This window comes from Azospirillum terrae (genome assembly GCF_053470425.1).
Map to the genome: position 1 here is coordinate 89,315 of NZ_JBPXMR010000011.1, position 15,061 is coordinate 104,375.

Annotated in this window: 11 protein-coding genes; 4 read left to right on the forward strand and 7 right to left on the reverse strand. The window is 70.6% G+C overall.

The window, feature by feature from the left end; genetic code table 11:
• Positions 1–14 precede the first annotated feature (14 nt).
• The 5 genes from thpR to ACSVDD_RS23060 all read right to left on the reverse strand — a co-directional run bounded on the left by thpR (position 15) and on the right by ACSVDD_RS23060 (position 5,970).
• The gene (gene thpR, locus ACSVDD_RS23040; RefSeq protein ID WP_448191743.1) at positions 15–551 is read right to left on the reverse strand and encodes an RNA 2',3'-cyclic phosphodiesterase; all 537 of its coding nucleotides are present in this window, start codon (positions 549–551) and stop codon (positions 15–17) included.
• Positions 552–587: 36 nt separating this feature from the next.
• Positions 588–1,292 (reverse strand): phosphate regulon transcriptional regulator PhoB, encoded by a 705-nt coding sequence (gene phoB, locus ACSVDD_RS23045; protein WP_448191744.1) that lies wholly within the window; start codon positions 1,290–1,292, stop codon positions 588–590.
• Positions 1,289–2,026 (reverse strand): phosphate signaling complex protein PhoU, encoded by a 738-nt coding sequence (gene phoU, locus ACSVDD_RS23050; protein WP_448191745.1) that lies wholly within the window; start codon positions 2,024–2,026, stop codon positions 1,289–1,291. The genes phoB and phoU overlap by 4 nt, the downstream gene beginning before the upstream one ends.
• Before the next feature lie 131 nt (positions 2,027–2,157).
• The gene (locus ACSVDD_RS23055) at positions 2,158–3,600 is read right to left on the reverse strand and encodes an ATP-binding protein (RefSeq protein ID WP_448191746.1); all 1,443 of its coding nucleotides are present in this window, start codon (positions 3,598–3,600) and stop codon (positions 2,158–2,160) included.
• A 93-nt stretch (positions 3,601–3,693) separates the two neighbouring features.
• Positions 3,694–5,970, reverse strand: a complete 2,277-nt coding sequence (locus ACSVDD_RS23060) for an NADP-dependent malic enzyme (protein WP_448191747.1) — start codon at positions 5,968–5,970, stop codon at positions 3,694–3,696.
• A 287-nt stretch (positions 5,971–6,257) separates the two neighbouring features.
• Here ACSVDD_RS23060 and ACSVDD_RS23065 point away from each other — a divergent pair, with 287 nt between their 5' ends.
• The 3 genes from ACSVDD_RS23065 (at position 6,258) to ACSVDD_RS23075 (ending at position 10,261) form a co-directional block, all read left to right on the forward strand.
• Positions 6,258–6,719: a (2Fe-2S)-binding protein gene (locus tag ACSVDD_RS23065; protein ID WP_448191748.1), complete on the forward strand. Its 462-nt coding sequence runs from the start codon at positions 6,258–6,260 to the stop codon at positions 6,717–6,719.
• Position 6,720: 1 nt separating this feature from the next.
• Positions 6,721–8,907, forward strand: a complete 2,187-nt coding sequence (locus ACSVDD_RS23070; protein ID WP_448191749.1) for a xanthine dehydrogenase family protein molybdopterin-binding subunit — start codon at positions 6,721–6,723, stop codon at positions 8,905–8,907.
• A 124-nt stretch (positions 8,908–9,031) separates the two neighbouring features.
• A complete protein-coding gene (locus ACSVDD_RS23075) occupies positions 9,032–10,261 on the forward strand; it encodes an MFS transporter (protein WP_448191750.1) in 1,230 nt (409 codons plus the stop codon).
• A gap of 6 nt (positions 10,262–10,267) precedes the next feature.
• Here ACSVDD_RS23075 and ACSVDD_RS23080 read toward each other — a convergent pair whose 3' ends face one another.
• Complete coding sequence (locus tag ACSVDD_RS23080; protein ID WP_448191751.1) at positions 10,268–11,014, reverse strand: creatininase family protein; 747 nt, start codon at positions 11,012–11,014, stop codon at positions 10,268–10,270.
• Positions 11,015–11,182: 168 nt separating this feature from the next.
• On the opposite strand from ACSVDD_RS23080, the gene ACSVDD_RS23085 reads away from it, so the two are divergent.
• Complete coding sequence (locus ACSVDD_RS23085) at positions 11,183–12,715, forward strand: YifB family Mg chelatase-like AAA ATPase (RefSeq protein WP_448191752.1); 1,533 nt, start codon at positions 11,183–11,185, stop codon at positions 12,713–12,715.
• A gap of 367 nt (positions 12,716–13,082) precedes the next feature.
• Here the strand turns inward: ACSVDD_RS23085 and ACSVDD_RS23090 are convergent, their stop codons facing one another.
• Positions 13,083–14,591 (reverse strand): alpha/beta hydrolase, encoded by a 1,509-nt coding sequence (locus ACSVDD_RS23090; RefSeq protein WP_448191753.1) that lies wholly within the window; start codon positions 14,589–14,591, stop codon positions 13,083–13,085.
• Between the last annotated feature and the right edge of the window lie 470 nt (positions 14,592–15,061).

The window sequence follows — 15,061 nt, forward strand, 5'->3', positions numbered from 1 at the left end:
AAAGGAAAACGGCGTCAGGAAAGCGGATACTCCCTGAGCGCCTCGTACACCGCACCGCCCTTGCCGAGCAGGCTGCGGTAGAGCGTGAAGTGGTCGATGCGCATCGGCCCGGCGCGGAACAGCCCGCGCTCCTCCAGAAAGCGCCCGATGCGCTCCTTGGGCGCGTCCCGCAACCGGGCCAGCGTCACGTGCGGGGAGAACTTGCGCTCCTCGGGGGCCAAGCCACAGCGCACCAGCGCCGATTCCACCTTGCCCTGAAGATGCGCCAGCGGCTCGCTGCGCTCCACCCCGGCCCACAGCACCCGCGCGTGGCGGCTGGAGCCGTACATCCCCACCCCATCCAGCACGAGGTCGAAGCCCGGCGCCTCGATCTCCGCCAGGGCGGCGTCGATGTCGGCGGCGGTGTCGCCCGGTACCTCGCCGATGAAGCGCAGCGTCAGGTGCAGGCTGGCGGCGTCGTTCCAGCGGGCGCCGGGCACGCCGCCGCCCAAGCCCACCAGCCGTTCACGAACGTCGTCGGGGAAGTCGAGCGCTACGAAGAGTCGGATCATCGGCCTTGCGGGGGAAAGGGAAAGCCTCCCCCTAATTTAGGCGGTCTTCTCGTCCAGTGCATAGCCGGCCGAGCGGACCGTACGGATGATGTCCACCTCGGTCACGTCGTTGAGCGCCTTGCGCAGGCGGCGGATGTGCACGTCCACGGTCCGCGGCTCGACGTACACGTCGTGGCCCCAGACCATGTCCAGCAGCTGCTCGCGCGAAAAGACGCGGCCGGGGTGCTGGAGGAAGTGGCGCAGCAGGCGGAACTCGGTGGGGCCGAGGTGCACGTCGCGGCCCTGCCGGCGCACGCGGTGCGCGGCGAGGTCCATTTCCACGTCGGCGAAGCGCAGCATCTCGTCGTTCAGCGCCGGGGCGGCCCGGCGCAGCACCGCGCGCATGCGCGCCACCAGCTCGGTCGGCGAGAAGGGCTTGGTCATGTAGTCGTCGGCGCCGGAGTTGAGGCCGCGCACGCGGTCGCCCTCCTCGCCGCGCGCGGTCAGCATGATGATCGGGATGTCGCGGGTCTTGGGGTTGCGGCGCAGCTGGCGGCACACCTCCAGCCCGGACATCAGCGGCAGCATCCAGTCCAGCAGCACGATGTGCGGCGTCTGCTCGCCGGCCAGCAGCAGGGCCTCCTCGCCGTCGCTGGCGGCGACCACGCGGAAGCCTTCCTTTTCGAGGTTGTACTTCAGCAGGGTGACGATGTCGGCTTCGTCCTCGACGACCAGGACGAGCGGCTTCAGCGCCGAATTCATAGGTTCCCCATCTCCTGCAAGATCTCGTCGGCCCCGATCACGGTGACGCTGGACGTGTCGCTCTTCGGGCGCTCGCCCGCCAGCGGCTCGCCCACCACCAGGAAGTGAATGGTTTCCGCCACGTTGGTCGCGTGGTCGCCGATGCGCTCCAGGTTCTTTGCCATGAACAGCAGGTGCGTGCACGGCGTGATGTTGCGCGGGTCCTCCATCATGTAGGTGAGGACTTCGCGGAACAGGCTGGTGTAGAGGTCGTCCAACTCCTCGTCGCGCTCCCAGGCGGAGACCGCCTTGGCGACGTCGCGCTCGGTGTAGGAATCGAGGACCTCCTTGAGGATGCCCTCGACCAGCGTGCCCATGCGCGCGATGCCGACCACCGGCCGCACCACCGGCACCTGCGCCAGCACCAGCGAGCGTTTGGCGATGTTGGCGGCGTAGTCGCCGATGCGCTCCAGATCGGAGGATATCTTCAGCGCCGAGACGATCTCGCGCAGATCCGCCGCCATGGGCTGGCGCAACGCCAGCAGGCGGAAGGCCTCGGCGTCGATGGCGCGCTCGTAGGCGTCGAGGCGCTGGTCGGCCTGCGTCACCTGGGCGGCCAGGGCGATGTCGCGCTTGGCGACCGCCTTCACCGCCGCGGCGACCTGCGCCTCCGCCACGCCGCCCATCTGGGCGACGAGGTTGGAGACGCGCTGAAGCTCCTGCTCGAAGGAGCGGACGATGTGCTCACCGGACATGATCTGTGCTTTCGCGCGCTTGATCGCGGACGGCCGGAAGGTAGCGGGAGACGGCGACCGGTTTATTGCGGTTTCTTGACCGTTTCGTGACAGCGGTAACCTCGCCGTCATGCCCGTGGCGGCTTCGGGCGTTACGCCGCATCCCCCGCCCGCCGCTTCGCCGGCACGGCGGCTTCGGATGCCACGGGGAGGTAGACGGTGAAGGTGCTGCCGACGCCGACCTCGCTTTCGATGGTCAGGCGGCCGCGGTGGCGGTTGACGATGTGCTTGACGATCGCCAGCCCCAGCCCCGTCCCGCCCATGGCGCGCGAGCGCGCGGCGTCCACCCGGTAGAAGCGCTCGGTCAGGCGGGGCAGGTGGGTGCGGGCGATGCCGTCGCCGCGGTCGGCCACCGTCACCACCAGCGTCGGCCCCAGCGGCGCGCGGCGCGCGTGCAGCGGCAGCACCGAGCCGGCGGTGGCTGCGGTGGACAGCGCGACGGTGACCGTCACGTCGGTGTGCTCGCGGGTGTACTTGATGGCGTTGCTGATCAGGTTCTGGAACACCTGGGTCAGCTGGTCCTCGTCGCCGACCGCGGCGGGCAGGTCGTCGGGCGCCTCCAGACGCAGCGCGATGCGGCGGGCGGCGGCCTTCAGCTCCAGCGAATCGATCACCCGCCGCACGCAGGCCGGCACATCCACCCGGCCGTCCGGGGGCATGTGCTCGTCCAGTTCGATGCGCGACAGCGACAGCAGATCGTTGACCAGCCGGGTCATGCGGCTGGCCTGGTCGTGCATGATGCCGAGGAAGCGTTCGTGCGCCTCCAGATCGTCGCGCGCCGGGCCGCGCAGCGTCTCGATGAAGCCCAGCAGCGAGGAGAGCGGCGTGCGCAGCTCGTGGCTGGCGTTGGCGATGAAGTCGGCGCGCATCTGCTCGGACCGGCGGAGCGTCGTGATGTCGTGCAGCGTCAGGATCGCCATGCGGGCGGAGCCGGGGGCGCGGCGCTGGAACGGCTTGACGCGCACCTCGAACATGCGCTCGACCGGGACCGGCTGGCTGAACTCGACGATGCGCGAGGCGCCGCCGCCCAGCACCGCGTCCACCGCCTCCAGCACGGTCGGATTGCGCAGGCTTGCCGCGAGGTCGCGGCCCGCCACCTTGTCGCCGAACAGCTCGCGCGCGGCGGCGTTGGCGCGCGCCACCTGACGCTCGGAATCCACCAGCACCAGCGGGTCGTGCAGCGCCTCCAGAATGGCCTCGTCGGCTTCGAGCTGGGCGTGCGCCCGCTCGGCGTCGTCGCGCAGCGTGGTGCGGAACCGGGAGATCGCCGCGGCGAGGTCGCGGGCGGCGGGGGAGGCGGCCTCCTCCTCGTCCTCGGTGCCGTGCTGGACGCTGTCGGCGATGGCGGTGAGGTCACGGCGGTGCTGGCGCCGCAGCAGCACCGCGCCGGCCACGGCGGCGAGCAGCGCGATCACTCCGAGCGCAGGGAGCGTCACGCCGGACAGCGCCTCGACCACCAGCCAGACGGCAAGCGGCACCACCACCAGCGCGGCGGATGCGAGGGAGCGGAGCGGCAGCGGCGGCTTGCTGGTCATGGCGTTACCAGTACACCATCACGGCGGCGTCGGCGCGACCGACATAAAAGATTCATGGGAGCGCGGGGGCCTCGCAGCCCCCGCACCCTTACCTCACCACGGCAGCGAGTCGTGCGCCGCGAGCGCCGCCATGGTGACCATGTCGTTCACCGTGGCGCCCATCGTGACGATCTGCACCGGCTTGTCCATGCCGATCAGCAGCGGGCCGAACACCGTGCCGCGCGTCATCTTCTGCAACAGCTTGGCCGAGATGTTGGCGGCGTGCAGCGCCGGCATCACCAGAACGTTGGCCGGTCCCGACAGGCGGCAGAACGGGTAGACGCGCTTCATCAGCTCGTGATCCAGCGCCACGTCGGCCGACATCTCGCCGTCGTACTCGAAATCCACGTTGCGGGAATCGAGGATCGCCACCGCGTCCTGCACGCGCTTGACGTTCTCGCCGTGCCGGTTCTGCCCGAAGTTGGAGTAGGACAGCAGCGCCACCCGCGGCTCGTGCCCCATCTGGCGCGCCTTGGCGGCAGCCTGGATGGCGATGTCGGCCAGCGTCTCGCTGTCCGGCACCTCGTTCACCGTGGTGTCGGCGATGAACACCGTGCGCGTCCGGTTGACCAGGACGGTCAGGCCGAACACCAGCTCGCCCGGCTTCGGGTCGAACACGCGGCTGACCTCCTCGAAGCAGACCGGGAAGGTGCGGGTCAGGCCGGTCACCACGGCGTGCGCGTCGCCCTGCGCCACCATCAACGAGGCGAAGACGTTGCGGTCCTGGTTCACCATGCGCTGGCAGTCGCGCAGCAGCACGCCCTTGCGCTGCAAGCGGCGGTACAGGAATTCCGAGTAGCGGCGGTTGGCGTCGGAGAGCCGGGCGTTGTGGATCTCCAGCTCGGCCACCGCGTGCTGGCCCATGGCGGCGAGACGCTCCTTGATGACCTCCTCGCGGCCGATCAGCACCGGCGTGCCGTAGCCGGCCGCCTTGAAGGCCAGCGCGGCGCGGATCGCCCGCTCCTCCTCCCCCTCGGCGAAGACGACGCGCCTGGGGTTGGTGCGCACCTTTTCGAGGATCAGCTCCAGCGAGTCGGCGGTCGGGTCGAGGCGGGTGCGCAGCGTGTTGCGGTAGCCGGCCATGTCGACGATGGGCTTGCGCGCCACGCCGCTTTCCATGGCGGCCTGCGCCACGGCGCACGGCACGGTGACGATCAGGCGCGGGTCGAAGGGCACGGGGATGATGTAGTCCGGGCCGTAGCGCAGCCGCCGGCCGGAGTAGGCGGCGTCCACCTCGTCCGGCACGTCCTCGCGCGCCAGGGCGGCCAGCGCGTTGGCGGCGGCGAGCTTCATCGCCTCGTTGATGGTCGAGGCGCGCACGTCCAGCGCGCCGCGGAAGATGTACGGGAAGCCCAGGACGTTGTTGACCTGGTTCGGGTAGTCGGAGCGGCCGGTGGCGACGATGGCGTCGGGGCGCACCGCCTTGGCTTCCTCCGGGGTGATCTCCGGGTCGGGGTTGGCGAGCGCGAAGATGATCGGCTTGTCGGCCATGGTCTTGACCATCGCCTGCGTCATCGCCCCCTTGGCCGACAGGCCGACGAACACGTCGGAGCCGGCGACCGCCTCCTCAAGCGTGCGCTTGTCGGTGTCGACGGCGAAGGACGACTTCCACTGGTTCATGCCCTCGGTTCGGCCGCGGTAGACGACGCCCTTGGTGTCGCACAGCATGATGTTCGCGCGCGGCACGCCCAGGTCGCAGAACAGCTGGGCGCAGGCGATGCCCGCCGCACCGGCGCCGTTCACCACCATCTTGACGTCGCTCAGAGTGCGCCCGGTGATGTCGCAGGCGTTGATCAGGCCGGCGGCGGCGATGATGGCGGTGCCGTGCTGGTCGTCGTGGAAGACCGGGATATCCATGATCTCGCGCAGGCGCTCTTCGATGACGAAGCAGTCCGGCGCCTTGATGTCTTCCAGGTTGATGCCGCCGAAGCTGGGGCCGAGGAAGCGCACGCAGTTGATGAACTCGTCCACGTTCTTGGTGTCGACCTCCAGGTCGATGCCGTCCACGTCGGCGAAGCGCTTGAAGAGGACCGCCTTGCCCTCCATCACCGGCTTGCCGGCCAGCGCACCCAGGTCGCCCAGGCCGAGCACCGCCGTGCCGTTGGAGATGATCGCCACGATGTTGCCCTTGGCCGTGTAGTCGTAGGCCAGCGACGGGTCTTCGGCGATGCGCAGGCACGGCGCGGCGACACCCGGCGAATAGGCCAGCGCCAGATCGCGCTGCGTGGTCAGCGGCTTGGTGGCGGTGATTTCCAGCTTGCCCGGACGGCCGCTGGCGTGCATCAGCAGGGCTTCTTCGTCGGTGACGCGCTTGTTGTCGGTCTCGGCCATGGGGTTTGCGATCCTCGGAGGTCTGACGCCGGGCCGGTTCTGTTGGGGGTGCCGGCTCTTGGGGAGGGCGATGTTAGCGGCGGAATTCACAACCTGCCAGCCCGCGTTGCACTGCGAGAGCACGATTCGGTCAATTTTTTATCCCGGCGGGACAGAAACGACACGTCGCGGAGTTTCCATCCCCCCCTTTCGGCGGGATTGATTACCGCCGCCGCAAGGCGTTCACTTCCCCCTTTCTCCCAAAGCCCCCCGCAAGAGGGCACGACACGCATCCATGAGGAGGGATCATGGCCATCAGCCTCATGCTCAACGGCCGCAGCGTGACCCTGGACGTCGACCCGGACATGCCGCTGCTGTGGGCGATCCGCGAGGCCGCCGGCCTCACCGGCACCAAGTTCGGCTGCGGGGAAGCGCTGTGCGGCGCCTGCACCGTCCACATCGAGGGGGAGCCGGTGCGCTCCTGCTCCACCCCCGTCTCCCAGGCCGCCAACCGCGCCGTCACCACCATCGAGGGCGTGCAGGGCAAGGTCGCCCAAGCGGTGCAGGCCGCGTGGCAGCGCCTGGACGTCGTCCAGTGCGGCTATTGCCAGTCCGGGCAGATCATGTCGGCGGTGGCGCTGTTGACCAACACGCCGAAGCCTTCGGACGAGGACATCGACGCGGCCATGCAAGGCAACCTGTGCCGCTGCGCCACCTACCACCGCATCCGCGCCGCCATCCACGCCGCGGCCAAGACGCTGGAGGCCTGAGATGCAACCCGGATTCCGCTTCGCATTGCCGCGCGCCAGCCGCCGCGACGTGCTCAAGGCCGCCGCCGCGACCGGCCTCATCGTCGGCTTCCAGTGGCCCGGCCGCGGGCTGAAGTTCGCCCAGGCCGCGGTTCAGGACGGCACCTTCCGCCCCAACGCCTTCATCCGCATCGCGCCCGACAACAGCGTCACCGTGCTGGTCAAGCACCTGGAGATGGGACAGGGCACCTTCACCGGCCTGACCACCATCGTCGCCGAGGAGCTGGACGCCGACTGGGCGCAGATGCGCGCCGAGCACGCGCCGGCCGACCCGCTGCTCTACAACAACCTGCTGTGGGGACCGGCGCAGGGCACCGGCGGGTCGAGCAGCGTCGCCAACTCTTGGGAACAGCTGCGCAAGGCCGGGGCTGCGGCGCGCGCCATGCTGGTGCAGGCGGCGGCCGAGACATGGGGCGTTCCGGCGGCGGACATCACCGTCGCCAAGGGCGTCGTCGCGCATCGTGGCGGCAACCGCACCGCCAGCTTCGGCGAACTGGCCGAGGCCGCGTCCAAGGTCACCCCGCCCACCGATCCCAAGCTGAAGGACCCCAAGGACTTCACGCTGGTCGGCCAGCGCATTCCGCGACTCGACTCCGTGGAGAAGACGACCGGCAAGGCGGTCTACGCCATGGACTACACGCTGCCCGGCGCGCTGGTGGCGCTGGTCGAGCGCCCGCCGGTCTTCGGCGCCAAGGCGACGGGCTTCGACGCCGCCGAGGCGAAAAAGGTGCCGGGCGTGGTGGACGTGGTGCAGATCCCGCGCGGCGTCGCCGTGCTTGCCACCGGATTCTGGGCGGCGAAGAAGGGCCGTGAGGCGCTGGAGGTGACCTGGGACCAGAGCGGCGCCGAACTGCGCGACTCCGCCACGCTGTCGGATATCTACCGGGCGCTCGCCCAGACTCCCGGCGTTCCGGCGTGGAAGGACGGCGACGCGGACGGCGCGCTGGCCAAGGCCGCAAAGGTGGTGCGGGCGGAGTACGACTTCCCCTACCTGGCGCACACGCCCATGGAGCCGCTGAACTGCGTGGTCAAGCTGGCGCCGGACGGCAGCGTCGACATCTGGGCCGGCGACCAGTTCCAGACCGGCGACCAGGGCAACGTCGCCGCCTTGCTGGGCATCACGCCGCAGCAGGTGCGCATCCACACGCTGTACGCCGGCGGCAGCTTCGGCCGCCGCGCCAACGCGGAGTCCGACTACATCGTCGAGGCGGTGTCCATCGCCAAGGCGACCGGCGGCAAGGCGCCGATCAAGCTGATCTGGACGCGCGAGGACGACGTGCGCGGCGGCCGCTACCGCCCCATGTACCACCACGCCATGGCGGCGGGGCTGGACGCGCAGGGCAAGCTGATCGCCTGGAAGCACCGCATCGTCGGCCAGTCGATCCTCGGCGGCACGCCGTTCGAGGGGGTGATGGTCAAAAACGGCATCGACGCCACGTCGGTGGAGGGGGCGGCCAACCTGCCCTACCACGTCCCCAACGTGCTGGTGGACCTGCACAGCGTGAAGGCCGGCGTGCCGGTGCTGTGGTGGCGCTCGGTGGGCAGCACGCACAACGGCTTCGCCACCGAGGTCTTCATCGACGAGCTGGCGCATGCCGCCGGCCAGGACCCCTACCGCTTCCGCCGCGACCTGCTGGCCAAGCACCCCCGGCATCTGGCGGCGCTCGATCTGGCGGCGGAGAAGGCCGGCTGGGGCAAGCCTCTGCCGGCCGGCAAGGCGCGCGGCATCGCGGTGCACGAGTCCTTCAACTCGGTGGTCGCCCAGGTCGCCGAGGTGTCCATGCAGGGCGGGCGGCTGAAGGTGGAGCGCGTGGTGTGCGCGGTGGACTGCGGCATCGCCGTCAACCCCGACGTGGTGCGCGCCCAGATGGAGGGTGGAATCGGTTTCGGCCTGGGGGCGGCGCTGGCCGAGGCGATCACGCTGTCGCAGGGCCGGGTCGAGCAGTCGAACTTCCACGACTACACGCCGTTGCGCATCGACCGCATGCCGGACGTGGAGGTGCACATCGTGCCCTCCGCCGCCCCGCCCACCGGCGTCGGCGAGCCCGGCGTGCCGCCGATCGCACCGGCGGTGTCCAACGCGCTGTTCGCGCTGACCGGCAACCGCGTCCGCAACCTGCCCTTCGCCACGCATGGGGTGGAGGTTTAGGAAACCTTCAAGCCCCTCTCCCTCTCCGGGAGAGGGGCTCTTTGCTCCGCATGACAGCCCTGAATTGTGCGTTGGGCCAACCAGCCCTACACTCACCACCACCAATCCCACCCGGAGCCCACCCTTGTCCCTCACCGCGCCGGAGCGCCGCGCCGTTCTGGTCATCGCCGCGGTCCAGTTCATCAATGTCCTGGACTTCATGATGGTGATGCCGCTGGGCCCCGACTTCGCGGCGGCGCTGGACATCTCCACCTCGCACATCGGCTATGTCGGCGGCAGCTACACGGCGGCCGCGGCGGTGGCCGGACTGCTGGGCTCGCTGTTCCTCGACCGCTTCGACCGGCGCAAGGCGCTGGCGGTGGCGCTGGCCGGGCTGGTGGCGGCGACCGCGCTGGGCGGGCTGGCGGTGGATCTGGAAACCCTGCTGGCCGCCCGCGTGCTGGCCGGGGTGTTCGGCGGACCGGCGGTGGCGCTGGGCACCGCCATCATCGCCGATTGCGTGGCGCCGGAGCGGCGCGGGCGCGCCATGGGCATCGCCATGGGGTCGTTCTCGCTGGCCGCGGTGTTCGGCGTGCCAGTGGGGCTGGAACTGGCGCGGCTCGGCGGCTGGCGGCTGCCGTTCTTCGCCGTGGCCGCACTGGCGGCGGTCGTGGCGGGCGCGGCGATCTCGCTGCTGCCGCCGCAGCGCGGGCACCTCGCGCACGGCCCCGGCCCAGCCGTGCTGGCGCGATTCCGCAGCCTGCTCAACCGGCGCGCGGTGTGGCTGGCCTACGCCACGGCGGGGCTGTTGCAGATGCAGGCGTTCATGGTCATCCCCAACATCTCCGCCTACGTGCAGGGCAATCTGGGCTTCCCGCGCGACCAGCTCAGCCTGCTCTATCTGATCGGCGGCACGCTGACCTTCTTCGGCATGCGCGCCGCGGGGCGGCTGGTGGATCGTTTCGGATCCGGTCCGATGACGCTCGCCAACACGGTGCTGATCACCATCGTCGTGTGGGCGGCGTTCATCGGCTACCAGCCGTGGATGCCGCTGCTGGTGCTGTTCCCGCTGTTCATGCTGACCAACGGCATGCGCATGGTGGCGAACAGCGCCGCCTTCTCCAAGGTGCCGCACGCGCACGAGCGCGCCGGCTTCATGGCGCTGGTCTCCTCGGTGCAGCACATCAGCGCGGCGCTGGGCGCCTTTCTGTCCGCGCACATTCTGGAGGCGACGCCGGAGGGCCGGCTGCTGGACGTCACCACCATGGCGACCGTCGCCATCGCGCTGGGCCTGATGGTGCCGCCGCTGATGTTCGCGCTGGAGCGCGCCATCCGCCCAGCGCCCCCGGTTCCGCGGGAAGCACTGGCGGAGTAAAGGCGCTTACGTCTCCGAAACGAACGTCCGGTACTGCTCGGCGATGGCGCCCGCCGCGGCTTCCAGCAGGCGTTGGCCGTGCTCCGGCCGGGCCAGCGACGGGTCGGAGCCGATGCGGCCGTCCGGGTAGCGGCGGCGGAAGTCGCGGGCGTCGTGGAAGCCGCCGGACGGCGCCACCTGCGGCGCCATGGCCGCGGTCTTGATGGCCTCGGGGTAGGCGAACTGGGTCACCGAGACCTCGGACGGCGTGGCGTGCGAGCCCTCGGCGTTGGGGTAAAGTTCCTTCGACAGCCGGCCGACGGCGTCGTTCTCCCACCAGTTGACCAGCCCGCAGCGCAGCTCGGGAGCGTTCGCGCCCTTCTGCGCGCGGTTCTCGGCGTAGATCTCGTAGAAGGCGGCGCGGATGCTGGCGATGTTGCCGCCGTGGCCGTTGACGAAAAGGAACCGCTCGAACCCGTGCTCGGCCAGGGAGAGCACGTAGTCGCGGATCACCGCGATCAGCGTCGAAGGCCGCAGCGTCATCGAGCCGGGGAACTCCATGTGGTGGACGGCCATGCCGACGGCGATGGTCGGCCCGACCAGCGCGCCGGTCGCCTCGCCGACCGCCTTGCCGATCACCTCGGCGCAGATGGCGTCGGTGCCCACGAGGCCGTTCGGCCCGTGTTGCTCGGTGGAGCCGATGGGCATGATGATGCCCTTGGAGTCCTTCAGATAGGCCTCGACCTCGGCCCAGGTGCACAGGTGGAGTTGCACGGGTCTCTGTCCCTTCATTGGGTTTGTTCGGCAGGAATGATAGGGCAGAGAGGCCGCGCGCCCAACCCTCGGCGAAAAAGGGGCTCTGTGCAAGACAGCCCGCGACGCTGGCAAAGCGCGCGGGTCGCGCATACACTCGCGTGCATTCGGCACGGGAGGCACGGCGGCTTGGTTGCGCGCGTCAATACGGTGGCCTTTCAAGGCATCGAGGTCATGGACATCGACGTCCAGGTGCAGATGTCCAGCGGCGTGGTGGCCTTCACCATCGTCGGGCTGCCGGACAAGGCGGTGGGCGAGAGCCGCGAGCGGGTGCGCGCGGCGCTGCACGCGCTCGGCCTGTCGCTGCCGGCCAAGCGCATCACCGTCAACCTCGCCCCGGCCGACGTGCTGAAGGAGGGCTCGCACTTTGATCTGCCCATCGCGCTGGGGCTGCTCACCGTCATGGGCGTGCTGCCGGACGAGGAGATGGCGCGCTATTCGGCGTTGGGCGAGCTGGCGCTGGACGGGGCGCTCACCCCCGTGGCCGGGGTGCTGCCGGCGGCGATCAACGCGCTCGCCACCGAGCGCGGGCTGATCTGCCCGGCCGCGTGCGGCGGCGAGGCGGCCTGGGCCGGTGAGGATCTCGACGTGCTGGCGCCGCCGACGCTGCTGGCCTTGATCAACCATTTCAAGGGGTCGCAGGTCCTCACCCCGCCGAAACCGCGCCTTCAGGAGGATACTGCCGGTCAGCAGCCGTGTCTGCGCGACGTGAAAGGCAATGAGACGGCCAAGCGCGCGCTCGAGGTTGCCGCGGCTGGAAACCACAATCTCCTGATGATCGGGCCGCCGGGGTCGGGCAAGTCGATGCTGGCGGCGCGGCTGCCGGGCCTGCTGCCGCCGCTCGACGCCGCCGAGGCGCTGGAGGTCTCGATGATCCACAGCGTCGCCGGGTTGCTGGAGGGCGGGCGGCTGCTACGTCACCGGCCGTACCGGTCGCCGCACCAGTCGGCCTCGCTGCCGGCGCTGGTGGGCGGCGGCACGCGCGCCAAGCCGGGGGAAATATCTTTGGCCCACCAAGGCGTTCTCTTCTTGGACGAACTCCCTGAGTTTCCCCGCCAAATGCTGGAAGCGTTGCGCCAGCCGCTGGAGACCGGCAAGGCGGTGGTCTCGCGGGTCAACGCGCACGTCACCTATCCGGCGCGCGTCCAACTGGTGGCCGCCATGAACCCGTGCCGCTGCGGGCATCTGGACGACCCGGCGCTGGCCTGCGCCCGCGCGCCGAAATGCGCAGCGGAGTACCAGTCGAAGATCTCCGGCCCGCTGTTCGACCGCATCGATCTGCACATCGACGTGCCGGCGGTCAGCCCCGCCGACCTCAGCCTGCCGCCCCCGGCGGAGGGCAGCGCCGAGGTGGCCGAACGCGTCGCCATCGCCCGCGCCATCCAGACGGAGCGCTACGCCGCCCATGCGTCGACCGGCGGGCGGCCGGTGCGCACCAACGCCGACGCGGACGGCGAACTGCTGGAGGCGGTGGCCGCCCCCGACCAATCCGGCCGCGCGCTGTTGACCGACGCGGCCGAGCGGCTGAAGCTGTCGGCGCGCGGCTACCACCGGGTCATGCGCGTCGCCCGCACGCTGGCCGATCTGGAGGGCGCGGGAAGCGTGCGCCGCGTCCACATCGCCGAGGCGCTCAACTACCGGCGGATCGCTCCGGGGCGGTAGCGGACTCCCCCTCTTCGGGTGCCGGTTCGTCGGGCACGGCGGGGCGGGTCGCCTTGGACGGGCCGGTGACGACGTCGAAATCGAAATCCAACATGAGATGTGACCTCCGCTTCAAGTGGAGGCCGCTGCGACGGTCTGGCGGGGTTTTCGTGCACTGGGTGCATGAGATGCGAAAAGCCGCCTTGCGTCGGGCGGCTTCGGGTGCATCGTGGGTGTGCGATACCTCAGGCCGCCGGTGTGTACCAGCGGTACCAAAATCGCGCCGTGGTGAGGGCGCCGATGAGGGAACGAACACGTGTCATGGGCGAGGACGCTACCCGCACTCCGGCCCCGGCGCAAGCCCCTTTGGACGTCAGCGCACCTCGAACTAGCGCACCTCGAACACCGGTGGCCGGTCGGCCTCCGCGCAGGCCATCAGCCGCACCGGGTCGGGGCGCTCGACGAAGGCTGCCGCCGCGTCCAGGGCGCAGGGCTCGCCGGCCGTCACGCCGTGGCCGGCGGCGCGGAACACCATGTGGCGGCTCTGCGGCAGGGTGAGGGCGGCGCGCTGGCCCCACTCCGGCGGGGTCACCGGGTCATAGGCGCCGGAGAACAGCAGCACCGGCACCGTGCTCGCCACCGCCAGGCGCTCGATCGGTTCCGGGACGCCCGCCGGCCAGACGGAACAGACGCGCCGGCCGGTGTCGTCCCCGGCGAGGCCGGGCAGCACCGCCCAGCGGCGGCGGGTGTTGGCGGCGCGCGCGGGGTCGGCGGCGTTCACCGTCTCCCGGCACTCGATGGAAAAGGCCATGCCCTCGGCGGTGTCCGGGTCGCCCAGGCGGGGCGAGGGCACGTACTGTGCCAGCCGCTCCGGCCGGCCGCGGGCGGCGCGGTCGATCAGCGCGGGCAGGCGCGGAACCGGCTCGTCCTCGGCCATGCCCTCCAGCACCGCGGCGACCAGCGCCTGGGCGTCCAGGCGCACGGTGATCGGCACCAGGGCATCGCCGACGCCCACCGTGGCCGGCGACTCGTCCAGCTTGGCCGCCAGTTGCAGGAAGCGGCGCTCCAGGTCGGGGAAGGCGGCGCGGCAGGCGCGGCTGGCGGTGCAGTCGTCGAACAACCGGCGCAGCGCCCGCTGGGTGAGCCACGCCTCCTCCTCCACCGCGTTGACGTCGGGCGGGTAAACGCCGTCGAGCACCGCCGAGCGGACGCGGCCCCCATGCCGGCGCAGCACTTCCAGGGCGACACGGGTTCCGTAGGACACGGCGACCAGATTGACGCGCGCAGCCCCCAGCGCCGCGGCGATGTCCAGCACGTCGTCGGCCGCCGCGGGGGTGGTGAAGCTGTTCAGATCGATGCCCGACGCCCGCAGCCGGGTGGCGCACCCCTCCAGCGCCGCGCGTTCCGCCGCGTCACGCTCGGGGCGCGTCGGCGGGTGGGCGCGGATGGTTTCGGCCATGCCGTCCAGTTCGGTGCAGTTGCTGTCCGGCTCGCTGCGGTTGACGCCGCGGGGGTCGAACAGCACCACGTCGCGCGTCCGGCGGTAGAGCGCCGACTGCTCCCACCAGCCCTCCATGCGCTCCTCGCCCATTTCGCCGAAGCCGAAGGGGGAGGCGCCGGGACCGCCCTCGATGAACACCACCGGGTCGGGCGCCGGCTTGGCGGCGGTGCTGCGCAGCACGGCGACCGTCAGCGCCAGCGTCCGCGGCGAGGGGCGGTCACGCCGTTCCGGCACTGCAACGGTGCCGCACAATGCGACCTCGCCCGGCGGCGGGGTGAACCAGCAGGGCGCCGGCACGAACCGGCTCTCCGCGCCGTCAGCGGGCGCGCACAGCGCCGCGCCCAGCAGCAGGCCGAGCACAGGCAACCAGAACGGTCGGAGGGCGGAGACAGGCACGCGGGATTCCGGGGAAGGCGGGGCGGCCCCAGAGTCGCGTGGCAATGCGCGTCCGTCCAGCGTCGTCGCAGGTGTTGCGCGCCTGCGACGGTGAGCGTGTCCGTGCGGCCACAGGATGGCGGAATCACCGATGCGCTGTTGACGCGACGCATCCGATGGCGGATGTTTTCCACGAACGCAAACAGAGGAGCGCGCCATGCCCAGTTTATGGAGTCAACTGCTGAGCCGGTGGCTGGAGCCCAGTCCCACGGCCGGAATCGAGCATTTGTGCGAGCGCATGCGGCGTGACATCGGCATCGCCGGTGACGGGGCGTGCGTGGTTCCGGCCGAACCCATCCCCTATCGGAACCTTTCTGACGCGCGGATTTTTTGCGCCTTGTCAGCGTATCGCTGATTGGTGATCCTGTCGGCGCGTGGCGACACGCGGTCCATCACTCCCAACCAATCTCCAACGGAGACCATCATGAAAC